Annotated in this window: 25 protein-coding genes and 1 pseudogene; 9 read left to right on the top strand and 17 right to left on the bottom strand. The window is 68.6% G+C overall.

Features of this window, described 5'->3' with window-relative positions; genetic code table 11:
- Nucleotides 1-38 precede the first annotated feature (38 nt).
- Genes pdhA through CK240_RS09975 form a run of 4 tightly spaced genes read left to right on the top strand, consistent with a single transcriptional unit; the run spans nucleotide 39 to nucleotide 4296 of the window.
- Nucleotides 39-1082, top strand: a complete 1044-nt coding sequence (gene pdhA, locus CK240_RS09990; RefSeq protein ID WP_095640198.1) for a pyruvate dehydrogenase (acetyl-transferring) E1 component subunit alpha — start codon at nucleotides 39-41, stop codon at nucleotides 1080-1082.
- Nucleotides 1083-1092: 10 nt separating this feature from the next.
- A complete protein-coding gene (locus CK240_RS09985) occupies nucleotides 1093-2520 on the top strand; it encodes a pyruvate dehydrogenase complex E1 component subunit beta (protein WP_095640197.1) in 1428 nt (475 codons plus the stop codon).
- A gap of 10 nt (nucleotides 2521-2530) precedes the next feature.
- Nucleotides 2531-2896, top strand: a complete 366-nt coding sequence (locus CK240_RS09980) for a hypothetical protein (RefSeq protein ID WP_135058818.1) — start codon at nucleotides 2531-2533, stop codon at nucleotides 2894-2896.
- Nucleotides 2897-2898: 2 nt separating this feature from the next.
- A complete protein-coding gene (locus CK240_RS09975; RefSeq protein ID WP_095640195.1) occupies nucleotides 2899-4296 on the top strand; it encodes a pyruvate dehydrogenase complex dihydrolipoamide acetyltransferase in 1398 nt (465 codons plus the stop codon).
- A gap of 126 nt (nucleotides 4297-4422) precedes the next feature.
- Here CK240_RS09975 and CK240_RS09970 read toward each other — a convergent pair whose 3' ends face one another.
- The 11 genes from CK240_RS09970 to ffh all read right to left on the bottom strand — a co-directional run bounded on the left by CK240_RS09970 (nucleotide 4423) and on the right by ffh (nucleotide 14604).
- A complete protein-coding gene (locus tag CK240_RS09970) occupies nucleotides 4423-7479 on the bottom strand; it encodes an efflux RND transporter permease subunit (RefSeq protein WP_095640194.1) in 3057 nt (1018 codons plus the stop codon).
- Nucleotides 7476-8807, bottom strand: a complete 1332-nt coding sequence (locus CK240_RS09965; RefSeq protein ID WP_095640193.1) for an efflux RND transporter periplasmic adaptor subunit — start codon at nucleotides 8805-8807, stop codon at nucleotides 7476-7478. Before CK240_RS09965 ends, CK240_RS09970 begins: the two co-directional genes overlap by 4 nt.
- Nucleotides 8808-8896: 89 nt before the next feature.
- Nucleotides 8897-9673, bottom strand: coding sequence for a division plane positioning ATPase MipZ (locus CK240_RS09960; RefSeq protein WP_095640192.1), 777 nt, complete (start codon nucleotides 9671-9673; stop codon nucleotides 8897-8899).
- A 176-nt stretch (nucleotides 9674-9849) separates the two neighbouring features.
- Nucleotides 9850-10071: a 50S ribosomal protein L31 gene (gene rpmE / locus CK240_RS09955; RefSeq protein ID WP_090752488.1), complete on the bottom strand. Its 222-nt coding sequence runs from the start codon at nucleotides 10069-10071 to the stop codon at nucleotides 9850-9852.
- Nucleotides 10072-10082: 11 nt separating this feature from the next.
- Nucleotides 10083-10475: a 50S ribosomal protein L19 gene (gene rplS / locus CK240_RS09950; protein ID WP_090752485.1), complete on the bottom strand. Its 393-nt coding sequence runs from the start codon at nucleotides 10473-10475 to the stop codon at nucleotides 10083-10085.
- The gene (gene trmD / locus CK240_RS09945) at nucleotides 10472-11341 is read right to left on the bottom strand and encodes a tRNA (guanosine(37)-N1)-methyltransferase TrmD (RefSeq protein WP_095640191.1); all 870 of its coding nucleotides are present in this window, start codon (nucleotides 11339-11341) and stop codon (nucleotides 10472-10474) included. The genes rplS and trmD overlap by 4 nt, the downstream gene beginning before the upstream one ends.
- The gene (locus tag CK240_RS09940; RefSeq protein ID WP_095640190.1) at nucleotides 11334-11690 is read right to left on the bottom strand and encodes a hypothetical protein; all 357 of its coding nucleotides are present in this window, start codon (nucleotides 11688-11690) and stop codon (nucleotides 11334-11336) included. Before CK240_RS09940 ends, trmD begins: the two co-directional genes overlap by 8 nt.
- Nucleotides 11683-12189 carry a ribosome maturation factor RimM gene (gene rimM, locus CK240_RS09935; RefSeq protein WP_095640189.1) on the bottom strand — a complete coding sequence of 169 codons (507 nt, stop codon included), beginning with the start codon at nucleotides 12187-12189 and terminating at the stop codon, nucleotides 11683-11685. Before rimM ends, CK240_RS09940 begins: the two co-directional genes overlap by 8 nt.
- Nucleotides 12190-12255: 66 nt before the next feature.
- Nucleotides 12256-12681 (bottom strand): 30S ribosomal protein S16, encoded by a 426-nt coding sequence (rpsP, locus tag CK240_RS09930; RefSeq protein WP_095640188.1) that lies wholly within the window; start codon nucleotides 12679-12681, stop codon nucleotides 12256-12258.
- A 23-nt stretch (nucleotides 12682-12704) separates the two neighbouring features.
- A complete protein-coding gene (locus CK240_RS09925; RefSeq protein WP_095640187.1) occupies nucleotides 12705-13001 on the bottom strand; it encodes a chorismate mutase in 297 nt (98 codons plus the stop codon).
- Nucleotides 13002-13107: 106 nt separating this feature from the next.
- Complete coding sequence (gene ffh / locus CK240_RS09920; RefSeq protein ID WP_095640186.1) at nucleotides 13108-14604, bottom strand: signal recognition particle protein; 1497 nt, start codon at nucleotides 14602-14604, stop codon at nucleotides 13108-13110.
- Between the two features lie 280 nt (nucleotides 14605-14884).
- Here ffh and CK240_RS09915 point away from each other — a divergent pair, with 280 nt between their 5' ends.
- Together CK240_RS09915 and CK240_RS09910 are read left to right on the top strand one after the other, a co-directional pair.
- Nucleotides 14885-15694 carry a phosphatase PAP2 family protein gene (locus tag CK240_RS09915; RefSeq protein WP_167650013.1) on the top strand — a complete coding sequence of 270 codons (810 nt, stop codon included), beginning with the start codon at nucleotides 14885-14887 and terminating at the stop codon, nucleotides 15692-15694.
- Nucleotides 15695-15776: 82 nt separating this feature from the next.
- Nucleotides 15777-16358, top strand: a complete 582-nt coding sequence (locus CK240_RS09910) for a peroxidase-related enzyme (RefSeq protein ID WP_095640184.1) — start codon at nucleotides 15777-15779, stop codon at nucleotides 16356-16358.
- A 1-nt stretch (nucleotide 16359) separates the two neighbouring features.
- On the opposite strand, the gene CK240_RS09905 is transcribed toward CK240_RS09910, so the two are convergent.
- Nucleotides 16360-17136 carry an aldolase/citrate lyase family protein gene (locus CK240_RS09905; protein ID WP_095640183.1) on the bottom strand — a complete coding sequence of 259 codons (777 nt, stop codon included), beginning with the start codon at nucleotides 17134-17136 and terminating at the stop codon, nucleotides 16360-16362.
- 198 nt (nucleotides 17137-17334) lie between these two features.
- On the opposite strand from CK240_RS09905, the gene CK240_RS09900 reads away from it, so the two are divergent.
- A complete protein-coding gene (locus tag CK240_RS09900) occupies nucleotides 17335-17859 on the top strand; it encodes a fasciclin domain-containing protein (RefSeq protein WP_095640182.1) in 525 nt (174 codons plus the stop codon).
- Nucleotides 17860-17928: 69 nt separating this feature from the next.
- Here the strand turns inward: CK240_RS09900 and CK240_RS09895 are convergent, their stop codons facing one another.
- On the bottom strand, nucleotides 17929-19905 hold the full coding sequence (locus tag CK240_RS09895; protein ID WP_276304608.1) for a protein meaA: 1977 nt from the start codon (nucleotides 19903-19905) through the stop codon (nucleotides 17929-17931).
- A gap of 219 nt (nucleotides 19906-20124) precedes the next feature.
- Between CK240_RS09895 and ccrA the strand changes: the two genes are divergently transcribed.
- Nucleotides 20125-21417 carry a crotonyl-CoA carboxylase/reductase gene (ccrA, locus tag CK240_RS09890; RefSeq protein ID WP_095640180.1) on the top strand — a complete coding sequence of 431 codons (1293 nt, stop codon included), beginning with the start codon at nucleotides 20125-20127 and terminating at the stop codon, nucleotides 21415-21417.
- A 57-nt stretch (nucleotides 21418-21474) separates the two neighbouring features.
- On the opposite strand, the gene CK240_RS09885 is transcribed toward ccrA, so the two are convergent.
- Both CK240_RS09885 and CK240_RS09880 read right to left on the bottom strand, forming a co-directional pair.
- Nucleotides 21475-22032 (bottom strand): lipocalin family protein, encoded by a 558-nt coding sequence (locus CK240_RS09885; RefSeq protein WP_167650012.1) that lies wholly within the window; start codon nucleotides 22030-22032, stop codon nucleotides 21475-21477.
- A 73-nt stretch (nucleotides 22033-22105) separates the two neighbouring features.
- The gene (locus CK240_RS09880; protein ID WP_095640178.1) at nucleotides 22106-22420 is read right to left on the bottom strand and encodes a hypothetical protein; all 315 of its coding nucleotides are present in this window, start codon (nucleotides 22418-22420) and stop codon (nucleotides 22106-22108) included.
- Nucleotides 22421-22556: 136 nt separating this feature from the next.
- Here CK240_RS09880 and CK240_RS09875 point away from each other — a divergent pair, with 136 nt between their 5' ends.
- On the top strand, nucleotides 22557-24107 hold the full coding sequence (locus CK240_RS09875; protein WP_095640177.1) for an ATP-dependent DNA helicase: 1551 nt from the start codon (nucleotides 22557-22559) through the stop codon (nucleotides 24105-24107).
- A gap of 55 nt (nucleotides 24108-24162) precedes the next feature.
- Here CK240_RS09875 and CK240_RS09870 read toward each other — a convergent pair whose 3' ends face one another.
- On the bottom strand, nucleotides 24163-24981 hold the full coding sequence (locus CK240_RS09870) for an EcsC family protein (RefSeq protein WP_095640176.1): 819 nt from the start codon (nucleotides 24979-24981) through the stop codon (nucleotides 24163-24165).
- A 97-nt stretch (nucleotides 24982-25078) separates the two neighbouring features.
- Nucleotides 25079-25561, bottom strand: a pseudogene (locus tag CK240_RS09865) (GNAT family N-acetyltransferase); the annotation flags it as partial.
- Nucleotides 25562-25687 lie beyond the last annotated feature (126 nt).

Below are 25687 nucleotides of genomic sequence, written 5' to 3'. Positions count from 1 at the left end.
TTAGTTCAACGTTGAACTACCTGCGCCGGAGGATGCAGATGGCCAGAAAGCCGACCGAGACTGCCGCGCCAGCCGCGTCCGCGAATGTCTCGCGCGACGAACTGCTGAAATATTACCGCGACATGCTGCTGATCCGCCGGTTCGAGGAAAAGGCCGGCCAGCTTTACGGCATGGGCCTGATCGGCGGCTTCTGCCACCTGTACATCGGCCAGGAAGCCGTTGTCGTCGGGCTGGAGGCCACGACCAAGGAAGGCGACAAGCGCATCACCTCGTACCGCGACCACGGCCACATGCTGGCCTGCGGGATGGAGGCGCGTGGCGTGATGGCGGAACTGACCGGGCGCATCGGCGGCTATTCCAAGGGCAAGGGCGGCTCGATGCACATGTTCAGCCGCGAAAAGCACTTCTACGGCGGCCACGGCATCGTCGGCGCGCAGGTGCCGCTGGGGGCGGGCCTCGCCTTTGCCGACAAGTACAAAGGCAACGACAACGTCACCTTCACCTATTTCGGCGACGGCGCCTCGAACCAGGGTCAGGTCTACGAGACCTACAACATGGCCGAGCTCTGGGCCCTGCCGGTCATCTTCGTGATCGAGAACAACCAGTATGCCATGGGGACCAGCATGAAGCGGTCCACCCGGTCCACCACGCTTTATGGCCGGGGCGAGGCCTTCGGCATTCCGGGCGAGCAGGTGGACGGCATGGACGTGCTGGCCGTCAAGGCCGCGGGCGAAAAGGCGGTCGCGCACTGCCGCGCGGGGAACGGCCCCTACATCCTGGAAATGATGACCTACCGCTACCGCGGCCACTCGATGTCGGACCCGGCGAAATACCGCACCCGCGAGGAGGTGCAGAAGATGCGCGACGAGCGCGACGCCATCGAGCATGTCCGCCAGCTTCTGCTTCAGGGCGGCCACGCCTCGGAAGACGATCTCAAGTCCATCGACAAGGAGATCAAGGACATCGTCAACGACTCGGCCGACTTCTCGCGCGAAAGCCCCGAGCCGCCGCTGGATGAGCTGTGGACCGACATCTATGCCGACGACGTGCCGCAGACGGCGGCCGAAGACCTGAACGTGTGAGGGCTGACACATGGCAACCGAAATCCTGATGCCCGCCCTGTCCCCGACGATGGAGGAAGGGACGCTGGCCAAGTGGCTGGTCAAGGAAGGCGACACGGTGAAATCCGGCGACATCCTGGCCGAGATCGAGACCGACAAGGCCACGATGGAGTTCGAGGCGGTCGATGAGGGCACCGTGGGCCGCCTGCTGGTGTCCGAAGGCACGCAGGGGGTCAAGGTCAACACCCCCATCGCCGTGCTGGTGGCCGAGGGCGAATCCGCCGATGCCGGCACCGGCGACAGCGGCACCACCGTCCCCCATGCCGCCGAGCCGCTGGCCCAGCCCGGCCGCGGCGAGGCCAGCCGCGACGAGACCGGCGAGGCGCCCGACCGCGCCCCCGCCGCGGCGAAATCTGCCGTCGAGCAGGTGAACACGCCCGAACCCGACGAATCCCCCGACTGGCCCGAGGGCACGACCGTCAAGCAGATGACCGTCCGCGAAGCGCTGCGCGAGGCCATGGCCGAGGAGATGGAGCGCGACGAGGCCGTCTTCCTGATGGGCGAGGAGGTCGGTGAATACCAGGGCGCCTACAAGATCAGCCAGGGGCTGCTGGACCGCTTCGGCCCGCGCCGGGTGGTGGACACGCCGATCTCGGAAATGGGCTTTGCCGGCATCGGCGTGGGCGCAGCCTTCGGCGGCCTGCGTCCCATCGTCGAGTTCATGACCTTCAACTTCGCCATGCAGGCGATCGACCACATCATCAACTCGGCGGCCAAGACGCTCTACATGTCCGGGGGCCAGATGGGCTGCCCCATCGTCTTCCGCGGCCCGAACGGCGCCGCCGCCCGCGTGGCGGCCCAGCACAGCCAGGACTTCGCCGCCTGGTATGCGGCGATCCCCGGCCTCAAGGTCGTGCAGCCCTATTCGGCGGCGGACGCCAAGGGCCTGCTGAAAACCGCGATCCGGGACCCGAACCCGGTGATCTTCCTTGAAAACGAGATCCTCTACGGCCGCAGCTTCGACGTGCCGCAGATGGACGACTTCACCATTCCCTTCGGCAAGGCCCGCGTCGCCCGCAAGGGGAAGGACGTCACCATCATCAGCTTCGGCATCGGCATGGCCCATGCGCTGGAAGCGGCCGAGAAGCTGTCGAACGACGGCATCGACGCCGAGGTGCTGGACCTGCGCACCCTGCGCCCCATCGACTATCCCGCGATCCTGCGCTCGGTCCAGAAGACCAACCGCGTGGTCACGGTCGAGGAAGGCTTCCCCGTGGGTTCGATCGGCAACCACCTGTCGGCCTGGATCATGGAGAATGCCTTCGACTGGCTGGACGCCCCGGTGATCAACTGCACCGGCAAGGACGTGCCCATGCCCTATGCGGCGAACCTGGAACGCCTGGCGCTGATCACGGCGGACGAGGTGGTCGAGGCGGTCCGCAAGGTCACATATCGGTAGGATGCGGAAAGTGGCGTATTTCGCGGCAGGAGTGCTTGTGGGGGGTGGCGCGACTTACGCCACCGCCACGACCTTCCGGGCGCTGGACGCCGGCGTCAGCTATGCTTACCGATGTGACGAACTGGAACAGCAGGCGGATGAGCGTGACAACCTTCGCGACATCCTGTCCGCATCATGGGTCGGCGAGGATGCGGATCTCGCCGAAGCCATGCTGGCACGCTCGGGCCAGTTGCAGTTCCGCAAGGGTGATGAGGCGCTTGTTGCCGGGCGGACAGCGTCCGGACAGGTGAGTTTCGTGCTTCGCGATGGGCACGTCCACGACATAGAAATTTCGGGGATCGACGGCCGCTGCCCGCCCCCTCAGGGAGGAACCTGAACTTGGCAACCGAAATCCTGATGCCCGCCCTGTCCCCGACGATGGAGGAAGGGACGCTGGCCAAGTGGCTGGTCAAGGAAGGCGACACGGTGAAATCCGGCGACATCCTGGCCGAGATCGAGACCGACAAGGCCACGATGGAGTTCGAGGCCGTGGACGAAGGCGTGATCGGCAGGATCATGGTGTCCGAGGGCACGCAGGGGGTGAAGGTCAACACGCCCATCGCCGTGCTGGTCGAGGAAGGCGAAAGCGTGGATGACGCGGCGGGCGCATCCAGACCCTCGGTTGCCCCGGCTGGCGGCGCGGGCAGCGCATCGCCGGCTGCCGAGGAAAGGGCCGCCGCCGAGAAGGGCTATGGCGGCCCCATCGGCGCGCCGGTCGCGGGGGACGGCGGCGCGGCCGCCGCATCCGGCGCGGCCCCGTCCGGGGACAAGGGCGAGCGCGTCTTCGCCTCGCCGCTGGCCCGCCGCATCGCGGCCGAGCGGGGGATCGACCTGTCGGGTCTCACCGGCAGCGGGCCCAGGGGCCGGATCGTCAAGGCCGATGTCGAGAATGCCCGGCCCGGCGCGGCAAAGCCTGCGGCCCAGCCTGCCGCCGCCGAGGCCGCGCAGGCCCAGGCCCCTGCCCAACCGGCGGCCGCGGCCCCCAAGCCCGCTGCCGCCGCGCCGCAGGGCATGGGCTACGAGACCGTCCGCAAGATGCTGGAAGGCCGCGAAACCGAGGAGGTCGCGCTGGACGGGATGCGCCGCACCATCGCCGCGCGCCTGTCCGAGGCCAAGCAGACCATCCCGCATTTCTACCTGCGCCGGTCGGCCAAGCTGGATGCGCTGATGGAGTTCCGGGGCACGCTGAACAGCCAGCTCGGCGCGCGCGGCGTGAAGCTGTCGGTCAACGACTTCATCATCAAGGCCTGCGCGCTGGCCTTGCAGCAGGTGCCGGATGCGAATGCCGTCTGGGCGGGCGACCGGATCATCAAGCTCAAGCCCTCGGATGTGGCGGTGGCCGTCGCGGTGGAAGGCGGGCTGTTCACGCCGGTCCTGAAGGACGCCGACAAGAAGACCCTGTCTGCGCTGTCGAGCGAGATGAAGGACCTCGCCAACCGCGCCAAGACCAAGAAGCTCGCGCCCCACGAATACCAGGGCGGCAGCTTCGCGATCTCGAACCTCGGCATGTTCGGGATCGAGAACTTCGACGCCGTGATCAACCCGCCCCACGGCGCGATCCTGGCGGTCGGCGCGGGCATCCAGACGCCCGTGGTCGAGAACGGCGAGGTGGTCGTGCGCAACGTCATGTCCATGACGCTGTCGGTCGATCACCGGGTCATCGACGGAGCCCTGGGCGCCCAGCTTCTGGAGGCCATCGTGAACCACCTCGAGAACCCGATCGGGATGCTCGCCTGAGCCACCCGGCAGCGACGACGGAAAAAGGGCGCTCCGAAAGGGCGCCCTTCTTCTTTCTGACCCGAATGCCTGCGGGGTGAATGGGGGTGGTACCACCTTCGTGCAGGGGCGACGGAGGCAGCGCCCCTACTCCGCCGCCGCAGGCTCGGCCTTGTTCAGCCCCAGGCGGCGCTGCAGCCAGCCGCCGACGCGCTGCTGCCCGCCATGTAGCAGCGAGAACAACGAGGGCACGAACAGCAGGGACAGCAGCGTGGACAGCAGCAGCCCCCCGATCACCGCGATGGCCATGGGCGAGCGGAACTCGGACCCCTCGGCGGTCGAGATGGCCGAGGGCAGCATCCCCGCCGCCATGGCGATGGTGGTCATGATGATCGGCCGCGCCCGCTTGTGGACGGCATCAAGGATCGCGTCGCGCTTGGCCACGCCCCGGTCCATCGCCTGCACCGCAAACTCGACCAGCATGATCGCGTTCTTGGTGACGATCCCCATCAGCATCAGGAAGCCGATGACGACCGCCATGCCGATGGCGTTTCCGGTGGCGTAAAGCGCAAGGATCGCGCCGCCGATCGCCAGGGGCAGCGACAGCAGGATGCTGACCGGCGTCACGAAGTTGTGGAACAGCAGCACCAGCACGACATAGACCAGCAGCGCCCCCGCCCCCATGGCGAAGCCGAAGGCGCCGAAAACCTCGCCCATGATCTCGGCATCGCCCGAGGCCTCGAACTCGGTCCCCGGCGGCAGGCTCAACCGGTCCTGCGCCGCCTGCACCTTGGCCGCGGCCGGCCCGAGGATCGCGCCGTCCGCCAGGTTCGCAGACACGGTCGTGCGATAGCGCTGGTCATAGCGCGAGATCTGCGTGGCCCCCGCCGACAGCGACACGTCGGCCACCGCTCCAAGGGGCACCTGCCCGACCGAGGACGGAAGGCGCAGGTTCCTCAGTTGCAGCAGGTCCTCGCGTGCGGCCTCGTTCAGGCGGACCATGATCGGGATCTGCTCGTCGCCCGCGTTGAACTTGGGCAGGTTCGATTCCGAATCGCCCAGGGTCGCCACCAGCAGCGTCTGCGCCATGGCGGCCGTGGACACGCCCATCTGGGCCGCGCGTTCCACATGCGGCGTGATCTGGATCTCGGGCCGCTGCAGCGCCGAGGACGAGGTGACGCTTTCCAGTTCCGGCATCCCGCGCATCTCGGCCACCAGCATGGCGGCCGCCTGCGCCGCGCCCTCCTCGGTGTCGCCCAGCACGCTGACCGTCAGGTCATTCGCGCCGGCCTCGTTCTGGAAGTTCAGCCGCACGTCGGGCGTGTCGGCCAGAAAGCCCTTCAATTGCTCCTCGATCTCGAACTGGGTGCGTTCGCGGCTGGCCGTGTTGCCATAGTTGATCATCAGCCGCGACTTGGTGGGCTCCGAGGTGCCGCCCATGACGAAGACGGATTGCACCTCGGGGATGGCGGCCACGCGGGCGGTCAGGGCGCGCGTCACCTCCTCGTTCTGGTCCACGATCGATCCGGGCGGCAGCTCGACCTCGATCTGGCTGCGGCCCACGTCGGCGGGGGCGATGAACTCGGTCGGCAGCAGGGTGGCCGAATAGATCGAGCCCGCGAAGACGCCGAGGCCCAGCAGCAGCGTCAGCCCCCGGTGCCGCATCGTCCAGCGCAACACGCCCATGAGGCCGCGCATGAAGGGGCCGTCGCGTTCCTCCTCGGGGTGTCCGGCGCCGCGCAGGAAATAGGCGGCAAGCATCGGCGTGACGATCCGTGCGACCAGCAGCGAGAACAGGACCGACACCGCGACCGTCAGGCCGAACTGCTTGAAATACTGGCCCGCGATCCCGCTCATGAAGCCGACGGGCGCGAAGACCGCGACGATCGAGAAGCTGATGGCGATGACGGTGGTGCCGATCTCGTTGGCGGCCTCCTCGGCGGCCAGATAGGGCGGCGAGCCCATGTGCATGTGGCGCACGATGTTCTCGATCTCGACAATGGCGTCATCGACCAGGATGCCCGTGACCAGCGTGATCGCCAGCAGGCTGATCCCGTTCAGGGTGAAGCCCAGCGCGTCCATGACGAAGAAGGTCGGGATGACCGACAGGGGCAGCGCCACCGCCGCGATCACCGTCGCGCGCCAGTTGCGCAGGAACAGCAGCACCACGATGACCGCCAACGCCGCGCCTTCGTACAGCGTGTGCATCGCCGTCTCGTAGGACTGTTCGGTATAGGTCGTGGTGTCGTCGACCAGGGTGATGGTCAGGTTGGGATAGCGCGCGGCGATCTCGGCCAGCCGTTCCTTGGCATTGTCGCCGGCCATGAGGTCGGATTCGCCCGTCGCGCGATAAACGCCGAAGGCCACCACGGGCTTGCCGTCCAGCAGCGCAAAGCTGCGTTCATCCGTGGGTCCGTCGGTCACGGTGCCCAACTGGTCCAGCCGCACCGTCTTGCCGCCCGCGATGGACACGGGGGTTGCCGCCAGCTGTGCCACCGTGTCGGCCGAGCCCAGCGTGCGGATCGAATACTCCTTGCCCGCCAGGTCGCCCCGGCCGCCGCCCATGTTGACGTTCTGCATGCCCAGTTCGTCGGACACCTCGGCCGCGGTCAGCCCGTGCGCCAGCAGCCGGTCCGGGTCCAGCGCCACCTCGATCTGCCGGTCGGCGCCGCCGATGCGGCTGACCTGGCCGATGCCCCGAAGGGTGGTCAGCTCGCGTGCGATCACGTCGTCCACGAATTTGGACAGGCCCTCGATGGACCGGGTGGGGTCGCCCACCGCGTAGGTCAGGATCGGCATCCCGGTCACGTCCACGCGGCGGACCAGCGGTTCGGTGATCGACTGCGGCAGGTCCGCGCGGACGCTGGCCACCGCGTCCTTGACGTCGTTCAGCGCCCGGTCGCTGTCGGTTTCCAGCTCGAACTCCACCGTCAGGCTGGCCGACCCGTCCGAAGCGGTGGCGCTGATGTGGCGCATCCCCTGGACATTGGCGATGGCGTCCTCGATCGGGCGCACGACCTGCGAGATCAGCTCGGTCGGCGCCGCGCCGGGCTGGGCGACCGTGACCGAGACGATGGGCAGGTCCACGTTCGGCATGGCCGTGACGGGCAGGCGCAGGAAGCTGACCAGCCCCAGCACGATCAGGACCAGGAAGACCGCGATGGGTGGAACCGGGTGGCGGATGGACCAGGTGGACAGGTTCATGGCTGCGCCCCGGGCTGAGCCGCCGGGGCCACGGGCTCGGTCGCGGGCGGCATGTCCTTCTCGATGGTGGCCGCTGCAGCCGGAGTGGCAAGGCCGACCGACGGCGTGGCGGCGGCCGGCTGGGCCGCGGGCTCTGCCGAGGCGACGGCCGGGGCGTCCAGGTTCCCCGTCGTCGCGTTCACCCGGTCGCCCGTCGTGAAGAAGGCCCCGGCACGGGCGATCACCGCCTCACCTGCCGCAAGGCCCTTTCGGATCTCGCGGCGGTCCTGCCACAGAAGGCCGGCGTCCACCGCCCGCGTTTCCACGACCCCCTCTGCCACGACCTGCACATGCGAGCCCGAGCCATCGGCCAGGATCGCCGACGCGGGCACCGTCACAGCCTCATGGCGGTCGGTGATGATGTCGCCGCTGGAAAACAGCCCCGCCAGCAGCCGGTCGTCGTGGTCAAGCTCGATCCGGACAAGGCCCAGCCGCGTGGTCGCATCCACGGCGGCGGGCAGTTGCCGCACCCGGCCCGTCACGGGCCCCACGCCCGCAACCTGCAGTTCGGCCGGCTGGCCGGGGCGCAGCTGGGGCAGGTCGGTCTCGATCACCTCGCCCTGGAACTCGATCGAGCCATCCGCGATCAGGGTGAACATCGCCCCCGAAGCCGCCGAGGCGATGCCGCCAAGCTGCGCGCTGCGGCTGGCGACCCGGCCCTCCACGGGCGAGACGATGCGCGTGCGGTCCAGATTCAGTTGCGCGATCTCGCGTGCGACCCGGGCCTGCGCCTCGGTGGCCTGGGCGACCGCCAGTCCCTCACGCGCGTTGATGGCCGTGGCCTGGGCCGCGGCCTCGGCGGCGATGGCCTGATCCAGCGAGGCCTGGGTGCCGCTGCCGCTCTGGCGCAGGCTGCGGGCGCGTTCCAGCGCGGTGACGGCCTGGATCAGCGCGGCGTGGGCGCTGGAAATCTGGCTTTGGGCCTGGCTGACGCCGGCCGTGGCGCGCTGCAGCTCGGCCGCGGCCTGGTCCAGTTCCGCCTGCACCGTCGCATCGGACAGCCGGGCAAGCTCCTGCCCCTTTTCGACCCGGTCGCCCGCCTCGGCGCCCAGGGACACGATCTCGAGCCCTTCGACCTGCGGATAGACCTGCACCTCGGTCCGGGCGACCAGCGTGCCCGACAGGGGCACGCGCCGCTGCACCTCGGCCATGGCGGCAGGCTCGACCGTGACGGTCGGGACCGCGGCCGCGACAGGGGCGGCCGCTTCCTCGGGAGGGGCGCCGCCCATGGCCAGCAGGGGGCCGGGGGCCAGCAGGACAAGGGCTGCAAGAAGGAAAAGGCGCCGCATGGGTCTGATGTCTCTCTGGTGCCGGTGGCACATAAGAGCGACCATAACCCGCCACAATGGCGACGTCTGCGGCAGTGACGTGATGGTGCCTAGATGTTGACCTTGACGCCGGGCAGCCGCAGCTCGACCAGGAGGTCGCGCAGTTCCTGCCGGGCCGCGATGTTCGACATGGACAGGTTCTGCGTGCCGATGTCGCGCAGGTCCAGAAGGGTCAGTCCGCGCGGGAACAGTTCGCGGAAGATCACGCGCTCGGCAAAGCCGGCGGCCACGCGGAAGCCGATGCGGCGGGACAGCCGCGTCAGCGCCTCGCCGACCTTGCGCTTGTTGTGCATCTCGGTGGTGCCCAGGCGGTTGCGCAGCACCACCCAGTCGATCGGTCCCGCCCCCGCCTGCCCCCGCAACTGGCGCGCGGACCAGACCATCTCGGCATAGATGGACGGCCCCAGCACCTCGCCCTGGGGCGAGATGCGCGCCAAGAGGTCGAAGTCGATGAAGCTGTCGTTCATCGGCGTGACCAGCGTGTCGGCCAGCGTATGGGCCATCTGGCTCAGCTTCGTGTGCGAGCCGGGGCAGTCGATGACGATGAAGTCATGCTCGGGGTCCAGCGCCGACACGGCGGTCGACAAGGGATCCCCGCCCTCGTCGCGGGGCAGTTCGGCCAGCGTGGGTGTGGGCAGGGTCAGCGCCTCGCGCTCCAGGAAGGCCATGCGGTTTTCCAGGTAGCGGCCGAAGCTGCGCTGGCGCACGTCGAGGTCCAGCGCCCCCACGCGATGCCCCATGCGGGCCAGCGCGGTGGCCACATGCATCGAGGTGGTGGATTTCCCCGAGCCGCCCTTTTCGTTTCCGACGACGATGATATGCGCCACGAATCGCCTCGCTTCAGATCGGCGGAAGGCTAACGGGCCGGGCGGGACAAGTCATGGCGGTCCGGACGCTCACCTGTGGACAATCGCCGCCATGGACGGTTCCTTGCCGATCGCCGCTGCGGCATGAGAAAGCGCCGCCCTTTCGGGGCGGCGCTTCCGGGTTCCGGTGCCGGGGATCAGAAGCCCAGGCCGGCGTACTTGTTCTTGAACCTGGAGACGCGTCCCCCGGTGTCCATCAGCTTGGCCGAGCCGCCGGTCCATGCCGGGTGCGAGGTCGGGTCGATGTCCAGGGACATCGTGTCGCCTTCCTTGCCCCAGGTCGAACGGGTCTGGTAGGTCGTGCCATCCGTCATCTTGACGGTGATCATGTGGTATTCGGGATGGGTATCGGCTTTCATCGCGCGCGACCTCAGGCGTTGGCGTCGGCCTTGGCGGCCTTCGGCTTGTAGTTGGACACTTCGGCGATGCGGGCGGATTTGCCGCGACGATCGCGCAGGTAGTACAGCTTGGCGCGGCGGACGCGGCCACGGCGCACGACCTCGATCGAGTCGATGTTGGTCGAATACAGCGGGAAGACGCGCTCGACGCCCTCGCCGAAGGAGATCTTGCGGACGGTGAAGGACGCACCGATGGTCTCGCCGCCCTTGCGGCTGATGCAGACGCCTTCGTACATCTGCACGCGGGTGCGGGTGCCTTCCGTCACCTTGTAGCCGACGCGCACGGTGTCGCCGGCCTTGAAGTCGGGAATGGTTTTGCCGAGCGAGGCGATCTGCTCGGCTTCCAGTTGGGCGATCAGGTTCATCGCGATTGATCCTCGTCATGCTCGCGGTGGTTCCGCGATTGGTCTGATGCGCCCGAGAGCTGCGTCCTTCGGTTCGGGTCCATACCGTCGCGGTATGCCCGCCACAGGTCGGGGCGGCGTTCCTTTGTCAGCCTTTCGGCCTCTTCGTCCCGCCAATGCGAAATTGCCGCGTGATTTCCGGACAAAAGAACATCCGGGATCCTGCGGCCTTCCCATTCGGCGGGCTTCGTGTACTGCGGATGCTCAAGCAGGCCGTGGGAAAAGGACTCCTCGGCCAGAGATTCCTGATTCCCCAGCACGCGCGGTATAAGGCGAACCGTCGCGTCGATCAAGACCTGAGCGGCGATCTCTCCGCCGGTCAGGACATAATCGCCGATGCTGATCTCGGTCACGTCGAAGGCGTCCAGCACGCGCTGGTCCACGCCCTCGAACCGCCCGCAGATCAGCGTGACGCCGGGACCCTGCGCCAGACGACGGGCGATCGCCTGCGTCAGCGGGCGGCCGCGCGGCGAGAGATAGACCACCGGCAGGTCCGGCGCGGCGGATTTCGCCTCGCGCAGGGCGGCGGCCATGACGTCGGGGCGGATCACCATGCCCGCGCCGCCCCCGGCGGGCGTGTCGTCCACGTTGCGGTGCCGCCCGATGCCGTGGTCGCGCAACTGGATCGTGCGCAGCGACCACAGCCCTTCGGTCAGCGCCCGGCCCGTCAGCGACAGGCCCAGCGTGCCGGGGAAGGCCTCGGGGAACAGGGTGATGACCTGCGCGGTCCAGGCGCCCGCCAGTTCGGGCGGCGCCATCAGGTCGCGCGGCCGCAGCGTGGGGCGGACGGCCACCCGGCCATGCGAACGGGAGGGCGGCTCAGCCATCGTGGCCCCCGCCGACCGGAAACCAGCCGGTGCCCGCCAGAACCGCGCCCGCCCCCGACAGCGCCAGAGGGCCGAGGCCACCCCAGTTGCCGGACCAGCCGAGGCTGCGGGCCAGCGCCCCGCCCCCGAAATACAGCGCCACGCAGCCCAGCGCGGCCAGCGCCGTGGCCCCCGCCAGGTGAAAGGGCGAGCGCCAGGTTTCCGCAGGCGCGGCCAGCACCAGCCCGCAGACGGCGAGCAGCGCGAACAACCCGACCGACCAGCCCCCTGCCCGGCCAAGACCCGCCAGCACGGGTCCGACGAAGATCAGGGCCCGGCCGATCCACTGGCGCGAGGACGCCCTATTCATCCGAACCCGGGGGATCGGCGACGATACGCCTTGCAGCCAGGTCCACGGTGGGGACCGCCGCCCGCGTGAAGGGGATCAGCAGGATGCCCGAGGTCCCGTAAACTTCGAGGATGTCGCCCGCGCCGTGGTCATAGATGGCGCGGACCCGGCCCAGGCTTGCGCCGCCCGTGTCCATCACCTCGAGCCCGATCAGGTCGGCGTGGTAGAATTCGTCGTCCGGCAGCGAGGGCAGCGCCGCGCGGTCGGCCCAGAGCGTCGCGCCCTTCAGCGCGTCCGCCTGTTCCTTTGTCTCGATCCCCGACAGCCGGGCACCGAGGCCCCCGTTGACGGGGCGTGTCAGCTTGACGGCAAAGCGGCGCCTGCCGTCCTCGCTGAACAGTTCGCCATAGGTGGCGATGTCATCGGCCACGGCGCAGAAGCTTTTCAGCCGCACCTCGCCGCGCACGCCGAAGGCGCCGGCGATGGCGCCGACGCAGATGCGGTTGGACGGTTCAGCCATGCGGGTGCCCCCTGCCGAGCGTCAGGACAGGCGGGCGCCATGACGCGCCCGCCGGCGATCCGTGGATCAGGGCGACTCGGTGCCGCTGGTCGATTCGGACGCGTCCAGCGCGGTCTCGTCGGTCGCGGCGGGCGCGTTGGCGGCCTCGGCAGCGGCGGCGTCGCGGGCGGCGCGCTTCTCGGCGCGGTCCTTGGCGGCCTTGCCCGGCTCGCCCTTCTTGAGGTTGGCGCGCTCGGTCTTGTCCTTCACGCCGGCGGCTTCCAGGAAGCGGGCCACGCGGTCGGTCGGCTGCGCGCCCTGGCCCAGCCAGTACTGCACGCGCTCGAGGTCCATCTTGATCCGCTCTTCCGAGTCCTTCGGCAGCAGCGGGTTGTAGGTGCCCAGCTTCTCCAGGAAGCGGCCGTCGCGCGGCATGCGCGAGTCGGACGCGACGATGGCGTAGTGGGGACGCTTCTTGGACCCGCCACGGGCGAGCCGGATCTTCATGGCCATAGGTTCATCTCCTTGATATGGCGTTATTTCTGGAATTGCTCGTGATGCCGGATGACTTCCGAGATCACGAAATTCAGGAACTTGCGGGCAAAGGCCGGATCCAGATCCGCCTCGGCCGCCAGCCGTTCGAGCCGCGCGATCTGCTGGGCCTCGCGCGCGGGGTCCGAGGGCGGCAGGTCGTGCTGGGCCTTGAGCCGCCCGACGGACTGGGTGTGCTTGAACCGCTCGGCCAGGGTGAAGACCAGGACGGCGTCCAGCCGGTCGATGCTGGCGCGGTGCTCGGCGAGCACCTCGGCGGCGCGGGTGGCGGGGTCGGTCATCGGGCGAATCCAGGCTGTGCAGGCGAGGCACGGCTGATGCACAGCCGATGCACGGAAGGTATGAACCGGCCGGATGCGATCACCGGCAGGGGGGCGAAGGGCGTGGTCATTTCTTGCCGAACAACCCCGAAAGCCCGCCGGGCAGGTTGAGCCCGCCAAGCTGGCCGCCCAAGCCCTTGGGGTCCTGCAGCATCTTGGTGGCCTCGGCCATCTTGGCCGGATCGACCTCGCCCAGGTCGGGCAGCCCGCCGCCCTTGCCGGACATGGCGCGCATCGCCTGCTTGAGCATGGCGCCCTTGCCCATCTTGCTGACCTTCTTCATCGTGTCGGCCATCTGCCGCTGCATCTTCAGCAGCTTGTTCAGTTCCGCCACGTCCATGCCGGCGCCCGCCGCGATCCGCTTCTTGCGGGAAGCCTGCAGAAGCTCGGGGTTCGCGCGCTCTTTCCTGGTCATGGAATTGATCAGCGCGATCTGGCGGCGGATCATCTTGTCGTCGATGCCCGCGGCCTCGGCCTGCTTGGCCATCTTCCCCATGCCCGGCATCATGCCCATGATGGACTGCATCCCGCCCATCTTCTGCATCTGCTCAAGCTGGTTCTTCAGGTCGTTCATGTTGAACAGACCCTTGGCGAAGCGCTTCATCATGCGCTCGGCCTGCTCAACCTCCAGGACCTGCTGCGCCTTCTCGACCAGGGCCACGATGTCGCCCATGCCGAGGATGCGGCCCGCGACGCGTTCCGCATCAAAGGTTTCCAGCGCGTCCATCTTTTCGCCGACGCCGACGAAGCGGATGGGCTTGCCGGTGATCTGGCGCATCGACAGCGCCGCGCCGCCGCGTCCGTCGCCGTCCATCCGGGTCAGCACGACACCCGAGACGCCGACCTTGGCGTCGAACTCGGTCGCGACGTTCACGGCGTCCTGGCCCGTCAGTCCGTCGACGACCAGCAGCGTTTCGCGCGGGTTCGCCACGTCGCGGACGGCCTGCACCTCGTCCATCAGCACTTCGTCGATGTGCAGGCGGCCCGCGGTGTCCAGCATGTAGACGTCATAGCCGCCCAGCGTCGCCTGCTGCTTGGCGCGGCGGGCGATCTGGACCGCGTTCTCGCCCTTGATGATCGGCAGGGTATCGACGCCGACCTGCTGGCCGAGGATCGCAAGCTGCTCCATCGCCGCAGGGCGGTTGGTGTCCAGCGAGGCCATCAGGACGCGCTTCTTCTCGCGGTCCTTGAGGCGTTTCGCCAGCTTGGCGGTGGTGGTGGTCTTGCCCGAGCCCTGCAGGCCGACCATCAGGATCGGCGCGGGCGGGGTGTCGATCTTCAGCGTCTCGGGCGCGTCCTCGCCCTGAAGGGTGCGGATCAGTTCGTCATGGACGATCTTGACGACCTGCTGGCCGGGGCTGACCGACTTGGTGACCGCCGCGCCCGTGGCCTTCTGCGTGACCGCGCGGACGAAGCTGCGCACGACCGGCAGCGAGACGTCGGCGTCCAGCAGCGCCTGGCGCACCTCGCGCATGGCGGCGGTGACGTCATCCTCGGTCAGGGCGCCCTGCTTGGTCAGGCGGTCGAAGACTCCGCCGAGGCGGTCTGACAGGCTCTCGAACATCGCGGACCCTCCGCAAGAAAACACCATTTGCCCCCGTGGGCGCATCCGCGCTGACGGGGGGCGATCCCCGGACAAGGCGGGGACCGGAAGGACGACCTTCCGGGAATCGGGAACCGGATACGAGGCGGACGAGCGAAAGTCAACGACAGGGCGCCACGAGATGGGCCAGTGGCTGCGAGCCCTTCGGCCAAGACGTTAATCCAGATTCGTCTTTTGCATACTGCTCAAGGGCAAAAGCATTCTAAGGGTCAACATGACAATTATGCGAAGGCACGACAGAATGACTTTTCCAGCGGAGCCGCTTTCACCTTTCAAGGAACATGGAACATCCTCTGCCCTGCCGGTTGCTCTGGTTGCGCTCGGCTGCCTGGCGTCCAGCGTGTGGCTGATGCTGAGCGGGTCTGACCAGCAGCTTTCACGCGCCCTGATCATCTGGATGAGCGAACATCCGGACGTGGCGGCAAACCTGAGCGATTTCTCGACCCTCTACGAGGTCAAGGGGGTGCTGGCCGCAACCGCCATCTGGTGGGTCTGGTTCCGTCCCGCTGCAAGGACCCAACTCGGCCAGCGGATCGACGCCGCCGCACTGGTGGCTGTCATCATGGTCGCCATCCTGATCGGGCGCATGACGGCCAACCTGCTGCCGTACCGCCCCCGCCCGTTCGTGGACCCCGCTGTAGCGGGCGAACTGGCGCAGACGGATGCCTGGCTTCAGGACTGGAGTTCGTTTCCCAGTGATCATGCCATGATCTTCGGTGCCTTTGCTGTTGCCATGCTCCGCGTCGCTCCGCGCCTGGGCTGGTGGCTACTAGGTCTGCACGCAGTCCTGCTCGTGTCCCTGCCGCGCATCCTGGTGGGCAAGCACTATGCCTCGGACGTCCTTGCCGGCCTTGCCGTCGGCGCGGCGATCGGCTGGCTGTTGTTTCCGATCTTCCAACGCGGGATCGCGGCCGCCTGGACGCGTGTGCCGGCGACCTGGCGGCGCGAATACCTGGGTTATCCTTTCCTGTTTCTTGTCAGCTTCGAGATCGCGACGAATTTCGACGGCGCAAGGCGCATCCTGCGGGCGCTCCACGGCGCCCTGACCTGAGCCGCGCAGGCAAGGCAGGACGCCAGTGGTCGTGGCGGTCGCCGCGTGCGAGAAGGAACAGTCACACGCAGGAGCCTTCTCCATGACCCAGCCGATCAGCCGTTTCGAGATCCCCAACCTGCGGAGCCTGCCGCCCGATATCCAGGAGATGATCCGCGCCGTGCAGGAGAAGTCGGGCTTTGTTCCGAACATCTTCCTAGCGCTGGCGCACCGCCCGGCCGAGTTCCGCGCCTTCTTCGCCTATCACGACGCGCTGATGGAAAAGGACGAGGGGCTGTCGAAGGCCGAGCGCGAGATGATCGTGGTGGCGACCAGCGGCATCAACCGCTGCCAGTATTGCGTGGTGGCGCATGGGGCGATCCTGCGCATCCGGGCGAAGGATCCGCTGATCGCGGACAAGGTGGCGATCAACTGGCGCAAGGCGGGCCTGAGCGAACGGCATTACGCCATGCTTTACTACGCCGAGCTAGTGGCGACGGATGCCGACAACATCACCCAGGACGATTACGAGGACATGATCGACGCGGGCTTCACCCCCGACGAGATCTGGGACATCGGCGCGATCGCGGCCTTCTTCGGCATGTCGAACCGGCTGGTGAACATGGCCGACATTCCCCCGAACGAGGAGTTCTTCCTGCTGGGGCGGGTGCCCCGGCAGAACTGATTCAGGGTTTCAGCGCCAGCCCCCGTGCCGCCGCGTCCCGGATCGCGGCGGCATAGGTCGTCACGTCGATGGCGGTCGCCACGAAGCGGGCGCCGTCGGCCACGGCGTTGCGCGCATTCGCCTCGTCCGTCCAGAGGATGCCCGGCGCCTTGCCCGCAGCGCAGATGACCCGGATCGCGGCGCGGATCGCGCGCTGCACCAGAGGGTGGTCCAGCTGCCCCGGGAAGCCCATATCCGCGGCCAGGTCCGAGGGACCGATGAAGACGCCGTCCACGCCCTCGACCGTCAGGATCTCGTCCAGGACCGCAAGGCCCGCGCGGGTTTCCACCTGCACGCCCAGCCAGATCTGGGCATCCGCCGTGGCAAGGTAGTCGGGCACCGCGGAAAAGCCCGAGGCCCGCGCCAGCGCCGCCCCCACGCCGCGGTTCCCGTTCGGTGGATAGCGGACGGCGCGGACAAGCTGCTCCGCCTGCGCCGCGCTTTCCACCATTGGGATCAGCAGCGATTGCGCCCCGATGTCCAGCGCCTGCTTGATGGCCCAGGTCTCGCCCATCGGCAGGCGCACCACCGGGGCGCTGGCCGACCCCTCGACCACCCGCAGTTGCGACAGGATGGAACGGAGGTCGTTCGGCGCGTGCTCGCCGTCGATCAGCAGCCAGTCGAAGCCCGCCGTGGCCGTGATCTCGGCCGCATAGGCGTCACCCAGCCCCACCCAGGCGCCGATCAGGGTCTCGCCCGCTGCGAGCCGGGATTTGAAGCGGTTCTCGGGGGCGGGCATGGCGATCTCCGGCAGGTCAGGCCGGTGGAGGATGGGAAACGCGCCGCCGAGGCACAAGCAGGAACTTCGCCGGGGCAACGGATCACGGCAAGCTCCTGAACCGTCACGCCAACTTGATGCCGGGGGCACGGATCCCATCCCGGCCTGCATGCAGTTATTCTGGCACGAGTGAAACAATCTATCCAGCAGGAGACGACCATGAGTTTTGCCCGGACCTTCACCGCCGCCGCCCTGTTCGCCCTCGGCGCGGGCGCCGCCCTTGCGCAGGACGCCCCCGCGACCGTCGTCGATGTCGCCGTGGGCTCGCCCGACCACACCACGCTGGTGCAAGCCGTGACGGCCGCCGAACTGGCCGGGACGCTGCAGGGCGAAGGCCCCTTCACCGTCTTCGCCCCCACGAACGGCGCCTTTGCGGCGCTGCCGGCAGGCGCGCTCGATGACCTGCTCAAGCCCGAGAACAAGGACCGGCTGGCCGCCGTGCTGGGCTGCCACGTGGTCGAGGGCAAGGCGATGGCGGCGGATGTCGCCAAGCTGATCGCCGACAACAACGGCAGCGCCGAGATCACCACGCTGGGCAACTGCCGCCTGACCGCGACCAGCATGGACGGCAAGGTCATGATCGGGGGCGCGGACGGCACGCCCGTCACCGTGACGGCCGCCGACCTTCAGGCCGGGAACGGAGTGGTTCATGTGATCGACGGGGTTCTGCTGCCCGCCTCGTAATCCACCGCGTGCAGTGGAATGGGAAAGGGGCGCCTCCCTGCGCCCCTTTCTTCTTGCGCGGAAGATGGATCAGGCCGCCTGCGCCTCGGGGTCCACCAGCGAGACCAGATCCATCATGATCCGGTTCAGCTCGAAGTCCTTGGGCGTGTAGACCCGCGCCACGCCCATCGCCCGCAACTGCGCGGCGTCCTCGTCGGGGATGATGCCGCCGACGATCACCGGGATGTTGCCGAGGCCTGCCGCCCGCATCCGCTCCATCACGTCGCGCACCAGGGGCAGGTGGCTGCCCGACAGGATCGAAAGGCCCACCACATGCGCCTGCTGATCGCGGGCGGCGGCCACGATCTGTTCCGGCGTCAGGCGGATGCCGTCATAGGTGATGTCGATGCCGCAGTCCCGCGCGCGGAAGGCGATCTGCTCGGCCCCGTTGGAATGGCCGTCGAGGCCCGGCTTGCCCACGACGAACTTCATCCGCCGCCCCAGCCGCGTGCTGACCGCGTCCACCGCCTCGCGGATCGGCTCCAGCCCCTCGGTGCGGTTCGAGGGGTTGGGGGACACGCCGGTCGGGCCGCGGTATTCGCCATGGACCTGGCGCATGACGCCCGCCCATTCGCCGGTCGTGGCCCCGGCCTTGGCCGCCGCGATCGAGGCGGGCATGATGTTGCGCCCCGCCTCGGCGTCGGCGCGCAGGCGCGCAAGCGCCGCCTCGACGGCCGCCGTGTCGCGGGTCGCCCGCCACTGGTTCAGGCGGGAAACCTGGTCCTGCTCGACCGCCGGATCGACGACCATGATGCCTCCGTCCCCCGCGGTCAGGGGCGAGGGTTCGCCCCCCTGCCAGCGGTTCACGCCGACCACGACCGTCTCGCCGTCCTCGACCCGGTTCAGCCGCGCCGCGTTCGATTCGACCAGCCGCCCTTTCATGTAGTCGATGGCGGCGATGGCGCCGCCCATCTCGTCCAGCAGCTTCAACTCCGCCCGGGCGCCGTCCTTGAGTTCCTCGACCTTGGCCGCCACGACGGGGTTCCCGTCGAACAGGTCGCCGTATTCCAGCAGGTCGGTCTCGTAGGCCATGATCTGCTGCATCCTCAGCGACCACTGCTGGTCCCAGGGGCGCGGCAGGCCCAGCGCCTCGTTCCAGGCGGGCAGCTGCACGGCGCGGGCGCGGGCGTTCTTCGACAACGTCACCGCCAGCATCTCGATCAGGATGCGGTAAACGTTGTTTTCCGGCTGCTGTTCCGTCAGGCCAAGCGAGTTCACCTGCACGCCATAGCGGAAGCGGCGGTATTTCTCGTCCTCGATCCCGTAACGGTCGCAGCAGATCTCGTCCCAGAGCTCCGTGAAGGCCCGCATCTTGCACAGTTCGGTGACGAACCGGATGCCCGCGTTCACGAAGAAGCTGATGCGCCCGACCATGGCGGGGAACTCGGCGGGCTCGACCTTGCCTTTCAGATCGTCCAGCACCGCGATCCCGGTGGCCAGCGCATAGGCGAGTTCCTGTTCCGGCGTCGCCCCCGCCTCCTGCAGGTGATAGGAGCAGACGTTCATCGGGTTCCACTTGGGCAGGGCCTGCGCCGTATAGGCCGCCACGTCCGTGATCATCCGCAGGGACGGCTTCGGCGGGCAGATGTAGGTGCCGCGCGACAGGTATTCCTTGATGATGTCGTTCTGCACCGTGCCCTGCAGCCTGGACACGTCCGCCCCCTGCTCCTCGGCGACCGCGACATACAGCGACAGCAGCCAGGGCGCCGTCGCGTTGATCGTCATCGAGGTGTTCATCTGTTCCAGCGGGATCCGGTCGAACAGCGCCCGCATGTCGCCCAGGTGGCAGACCGGGACGCCGACCTTGCCGACCTCGCCCCGCGCCAGCACGTGGTCGCTGTCATAGCCCGTCTGGGTGGGCAGGTCGAAGGCCACCGACAGGCCGGTCTGCCCCTTGGAAAGGTTGGTGCGGTACAGTTCGTTCGACTTGGCGGCCGTCGAGTGACCGGCATAGGTGCGGAACAGCCAGGGTTTGTCCTTCTGGGCCATGCGGCGCCCCTCTCGCAAGAATCTGTCGCTTGGGGCGAGTTAAGGGACAGGATGCTGCGCCGTCAACTCGCCGCAGTGCGGCACAGGCGTAACGTGGCGCCCGCAACATCGTTTCACGCCTTGGACATATTGTTGCGTCACCTTGCGGCACATCTATTGCAATGTTGCGCTGCGGCGCATAGCACTCGATTCACAAGCCCGGCTTCTGCGCTGCGGCATGAACGCGAGGAGATCATCATGGCCCTGGACGCCCCATCCGCGATCGCCCCCTACGACGCGCCGATCAAGGACCTGTACGAAATCGGCGAGATGCCGCCCCTCGGCCATGTGCCCAGGCAGATGTATGCCTGGGCGATCCGGCGCGAGCGCCAGGGCGAGCCCGACCAGGCGATGCAGGTCGAGGTCGTGGACACCTGGGAGATCGACAGCAACGAGGTGCTGGTCCTGGTGATGGCGGCGGGCGTCAACTACAACGGCATCTGGGCCGGGCTTGGCGTGCCGATCAGCATGTTCGACGTCCACAAGCAGCCTTACCACATCGCGGGCTCGGACGCCTCGGGGATCGTCTGGAAGGTGGGCGACAAGGTCCGCAACTGGAAGGTCGGCGACGAGGTCGTCATCCACTGCAACCAGGACGACGGCAACGACGAGGAATGCAACGGGGGCGACCCGATGTATTCGCCGACCCAGCGCATCTGGGGCTACGAGACGCCCGACGGCTCCTTCGCGCAGTTCACCCGCGTCCAGGCCCAGCAGCTGATGCCGCGTCCCAAGCACCTGACCTGGGAAGAGGCCGCCTGCTATACCCTGACGCTGGCCACCGCCTACCGGATGCTGTTCGGGCACGAGCCCCACGAACTGAAGCCCGGCATGAACGTTCTGGTCTGGGGCGCTTCGGGGGGTCTTGGCTCCTATGCGATCCAGCTGATCAACGCGGCGGGCGCGAACGCCATCGGCGTCATCTCGGACGAGGACAAGCGCGAGTTCGTCATGGGGCTCGGGGCCAAGGGCGTGCTGAACCGCAAGGACTTCAACTGCTGGGGCCAGCTGCCGAAGGTCGGGTCCGAGGAATACAAGCAGTGGTTCAACGAGGTCCGCAAGTTCGGCAAGGCCATCTGGGACATCACCGGCAAGGGCCAGAACGTCGACATCGTCTTTGAACACCCCGGCGAATCGACCTTCCCGGTGTCGGTCTTCGTCTGCAAGAAGGGCGGCATGGTGGTGATCTGCGCGGGCACCACCGGCTTCAACTGCACCTTCGACGTCCGCTACATGTGGATGCACCAGAAGCGCCTGCAGGGGTCGCACTTCGCCCACCTGAAGCAGGCCGCCGCCGCCAACCGGCTGATGCTGGAGCGCCGCCTGGACCCCTGCATGTCCGAGGTCTTCCCTTGGGACGAGATCCCGCAGGCGCATGTGAAGATGATGAAGAACGAGCACAAGCCCGGCAACATGGCCGTGCTGGTGCAGGCCCCGCGCACCGGCCTGCGCACCTTCGAGGACGCGCTGGAAGCCGGCCCGCGCCGCTGAGGTTCTGAAATGCAAGGGCCGGCGCTTTGACGCCGGCCTTCTTCATTTCACCGCCCGTTACTGGGCAGGCTGGTAGGTCTGCGGCGGCTGGGCGGTGTCGGACAGTTGCGACACGTCGATTCCGGCCTCGGTCAGCGCGGCCTCGGCTTGGCTGCGGGTCTCGGCGTCGATCTGCGGCTCGCGCGCGAGGATCCAGCCGATGGGGCCTTCGGGCGACTGCACGGCGGCCCACTGGTATTTCCCGTCCTCGATGTCGCTGGCGGCGGCCACAACATAGTTCACGCCCTGGTTCTGCTCGCCCATCGAGAACTCGACGTTCAGGGTGTTGAAGTTGTTGCTCACGACCTCGGCCTCGCCGGTGATGCCCTGCGGCTGGCCGTCCTCCCCGTCGCAGCGGTTCGTGACCTTCACCGTCCCGGCACCCACCAGTTCGTAGGTGGCGGTGACGCCGCCCGCGCACATCTCCTGGAAGGGGGCGGGGGTGCGGGCGATCTCGTACCAGATGCCGGCATAGGCCTGCGGGTCGATCTCGGTCGAGGCCGTGGTTCCTGCGTCCTGCGCGAGGGCGGGCGCGGCCATCATCAGCGACGCGGCAAGGCCGAGTGCGAATCTCATCGTTGAATCTCCTGTCATCTTGCGGCGGGACGACACCCGTCCCGCCGCGCCGATCGGTCAGGCGCCCTGACGATCAGTAGTTGCCGGGCGGATCGCTGGCGGGGAAGGATTCATCCACCTGCTCGTCCACGCGGTCCCAGCCGCGGCGCGGGCGGTCGCGCATCGATTCAGGCCCCGCATCGCGGACGAAGGTCGGGCCGGCGACCTCCTCGGCCCCTTCGGCGACCTTCGGGTGGATGGCGGCCAGCCCTTCCGGGCTGCGGGCCGCGTGGCGGGCCGCGCGGCGGGGTGCGCTGTCGCGCAGGAACGAGACCGTCAGCGCGGCGATCCCGGCCAGCGCCAGCAGCGGCAGCAGCGGGTCCGAGCGGTGGTGGTGCCGGTATCTCATGGAATGTCCTTTCCTGTTGGTGGCGACGCGCCCAGGCGTCTTCAGCCGCTCAACGCCCTGACCCGGCCCTGGGTCCGTCGCGGCGAAAATTGCCGTCGGCCGTGGCAGTGCGCCGCCGGTCCCGCTAGGATGCGGCATGGAACTTTCCCCCTCCTCCCCCACCCGGCCCAGCTTCTCGCCCGACCAGGCCGAGGCATGGGATGCGCTGGCCGAGGCGCTGGCCGTCGCGGGCATCGACCTTCTGTCCGAGGAACTTGCCCCTGCCCAGCCCGGCAAGGGCCGGGTCATGGCCGTCCTCGGCAAGGCGGGATCGGGCAAGACGCTGCTGCTGTCGGAACTGACCCGCGCGCTGGTGGGGGCGGGCGTGCAGGTCGTCAGCGGCGATTACGAAAGCAAGCGCAAGAAGGACGCCCGCACGGTCGCGATCCTTGCGCCGACCAACAAGGCGGCCTTCGTGCTGCGCACGCGCGGCGTGCCCGCGACGACGATCCACCGCATCCTTTATACCCCCGTCTACGACCCGGAATACGAACGCCTGGCCGAATGGCTGACCGGCACCGGCGACCGGCCCCGGATCGAGGGGCTGACCGACGAGGCGCTGGACCGGGCGCTCATGTTCTACCAGGAACACGGCTCGATCCCCGGCGCGCTGGCGGCGGCGGGCCTGCGGGGGTCGGACTTCATCCAGGGCTGGAAGCGGCGCGAGGACCCGCTGGACATCGGTCTGATCGACGAGGCCTCGATGCTGGACGAGCGCCAGTTCGACGACCTGCGCGAGATCTTTCCGCTGCTGGTCCTGTTCGGCGATCCCGCGCAGCTTGCCCCCGTGGGGCAGTCGGGCGAGATGGTCTTCGACCGGCTGGCGGCCTCGCAGAAGCTGGAGCTGCACCGCATCCACCGGCAGGCGGACGACAGCCCGATCCTCGACCTCGCCCATGCGCTGTCGGACCCTGCCGTGGACTTCCCGGCGTTCGAGCGGCTGGTGCGCGAGGCGGCCGCCAGCGATCCGCGCGTGGTCTGGGCGGAACGGATGGATGCCGACCTGATGGCCCGCAGCCCGGCCCTGGTCTGGCGCAACGCGACGCGCGTGCGGCTGATCACCGCCTTCCGCGCGGCCCATGGCGCGCCGGGCGACCTGCTGCTGCCGGGCGAGCCGCTGGTCTGTGACGGGATCGAGCTGCCGCTGAAGCACCGCAAGAAGCGCATCGACCTCGAGGCGCGGGGGCTGATCAAGGGCGCGCAGGTGATCTATCTGGGGCCGGGAAAGAAGCCGGGCTTTTCCCGCCTGCATGTGATCGGCACGCCCGAGCCGCGCCTGTCCGCCGCCAGCATCGTCAAGATCGAGACGCCGGATGTCGAGGAGCCCTTCATCCCCTTCGCCGCCCGCATGGGCGCGACCTTCCTGCACGGCGCGGCGGTGACGATCCACAAGGCGCAGGGCTCGCAATGGCCCGAGGTGCAGGTCTTCGCCCCCGACCTGTCCGCCGCCGCCTGGTCGAACCGGACCGAGGCCGGGCTGCCCCTGTGGAAGCGCCTCGCCTATGTCGCCATCACCCGCGCGCAGGAGCGGCTGTTCTGGGTCACCCGCGCGGCGCTGGCGCGGCCCAGGGCGGGGCTGTCGGTGGATGACCTGGCGGCCGAAAGCCTGCCCCTGGAACTGTCGGCTCCCGAAGCGGAAGCGGAGTGACGGGTTGCGCCGCCGGGGCATCCGGCGGGGATATTTCAGGACAGAAGATGCGGGCTCAGGGCGTGGCCTTGCGGACCTTGGTGCCGCGCTGGGCCTGAAGCTGCTCGATGCGGTCGCGCAGCGCCTCGGTCAGCGCCTCGCGCGGCAGGCCGGTTTCGCGCGCCAGCCGTAGGATGCCGAAGTGGACGCGGGCGATTTCCTGATAGTAGCCGGCGAAGGCGAAGTTGATGGATGCCCCCGCCATCGCCCCGAAGACCGGCGTGGCCTGCGCGGCGAGCTTCTGGCCCAGCACCAGCGACAGGCGCGGCGCGATGCGGGCGATGATGCCCTGCACGGTCTGGCCGGTGATCGACAGCTTCGCGGCCAGAAGGCCCAGGTCGGTGCCGTCGTCCTCGGACATCGGCCCGGCGGCGGCGAAGACGCGCAGCGCCTCCATCCGCACCTCGTCGCTTTCGGGATCGAGCCCGTGCTCGGCCGCGATCTCGAGGATCGCGCGCAGCAGCATCGTCACCGTCAGCGGCAGTTCGACCATCGCGCCCGGCAGGCCCGCCATGCCGCCCGCCGCCCCGGACACGGTCGAGGCCAGCCGGTTGAACCAGTCGCCCCGGTCGCGGACATAGCGCCGCGACTGCGTGGCCGCGTCGAAGGCGCGGTTCAGCGCCACCAGGGTGATCCGGTCCAGCCGCTTGCGCACGAAGCCCGGCAGCCGGTCGATCAGCCCCTGCGCGCCGCCGCCGACCGAGGCCAGCATCTCCATGATCAGCCCGCCGGCGTCGTCGTAGCGGCGCGCCAGCTTGTCGATCTGGACATGGACCGACGGGTCATCGATCGGCGGCAGAATGGCTTGCCGTGAGCTGATGCTTGTCGCGGGCATGGGGACCGTCCTTCGTAACCTCGACCTCGGCGCAGGATGAGCGCAGATCGGGGGCATCCAGTTCCGCAAGCCCCGCCAGCACCTCGGGCCGGGTCTCGCGCCTGACTGCGCCCCGCACCCCAACCCAGGCGCCGGGGCGAAGTTCCAGCCCCAGCACCCGGTCGGGGTTCGTCGGGGGCGGCATCTCGACATGCTCGAGCTTGCTGAATCCGAAGCGGCCGTAATAGGGCGCGTCGCCCACCAGCATCACGCGTTCCCAGCCCATCGCGGCGGCGCGGGACAGGCTTTCGCGCATCAGGAACCCGCCCAGCCCCTCGCCCTGCGCGGTCGGGTGGACGGCGACCGGACCCAGCAGCAGGACGGGCTTGCCGCCCACGCGCACGGGCCAGTAGCGGATCGCGGCCACCATCGATTCGTCGGGGTCGCCCGCGCGCATGGTCAGGCACAGCTCGCGCACCGGGGGCACGCCGTTGCGCAGCCGATAAGAGGACAGCGCCGTGCGGCCCGGCGCGAAACACAGGTCCAGCAGTGCCTCGACCTCGGGCGTGTCGGCGTCTGTTTCGGGGCACAGCGTGTACATCGGACCTCATCGCCGCAAGTCGCGCGCCCTTAGCACCGACCCGCGAGGGGGGAAAGAAACAATGCCGTGCAGGAGGTTGCCGCAGGTGGCGGGCGTGTTCATATGGCCGCGCCGCAGCAGGAAAGG

Origin of the sequence: Paracoccus salipaludis, from assembly GCF_002287065.1 — a bacterium.
Lineage (GTDB): Bacteria > Pseudomonadota > Alphaproteobacteria > Rhodobacterales > Rhodobacteraceae > Paracoccus > Paracoccus salipaludis.
This window is presented reverse-complemented; position numbering and strand designations above follow the sequence as displayed.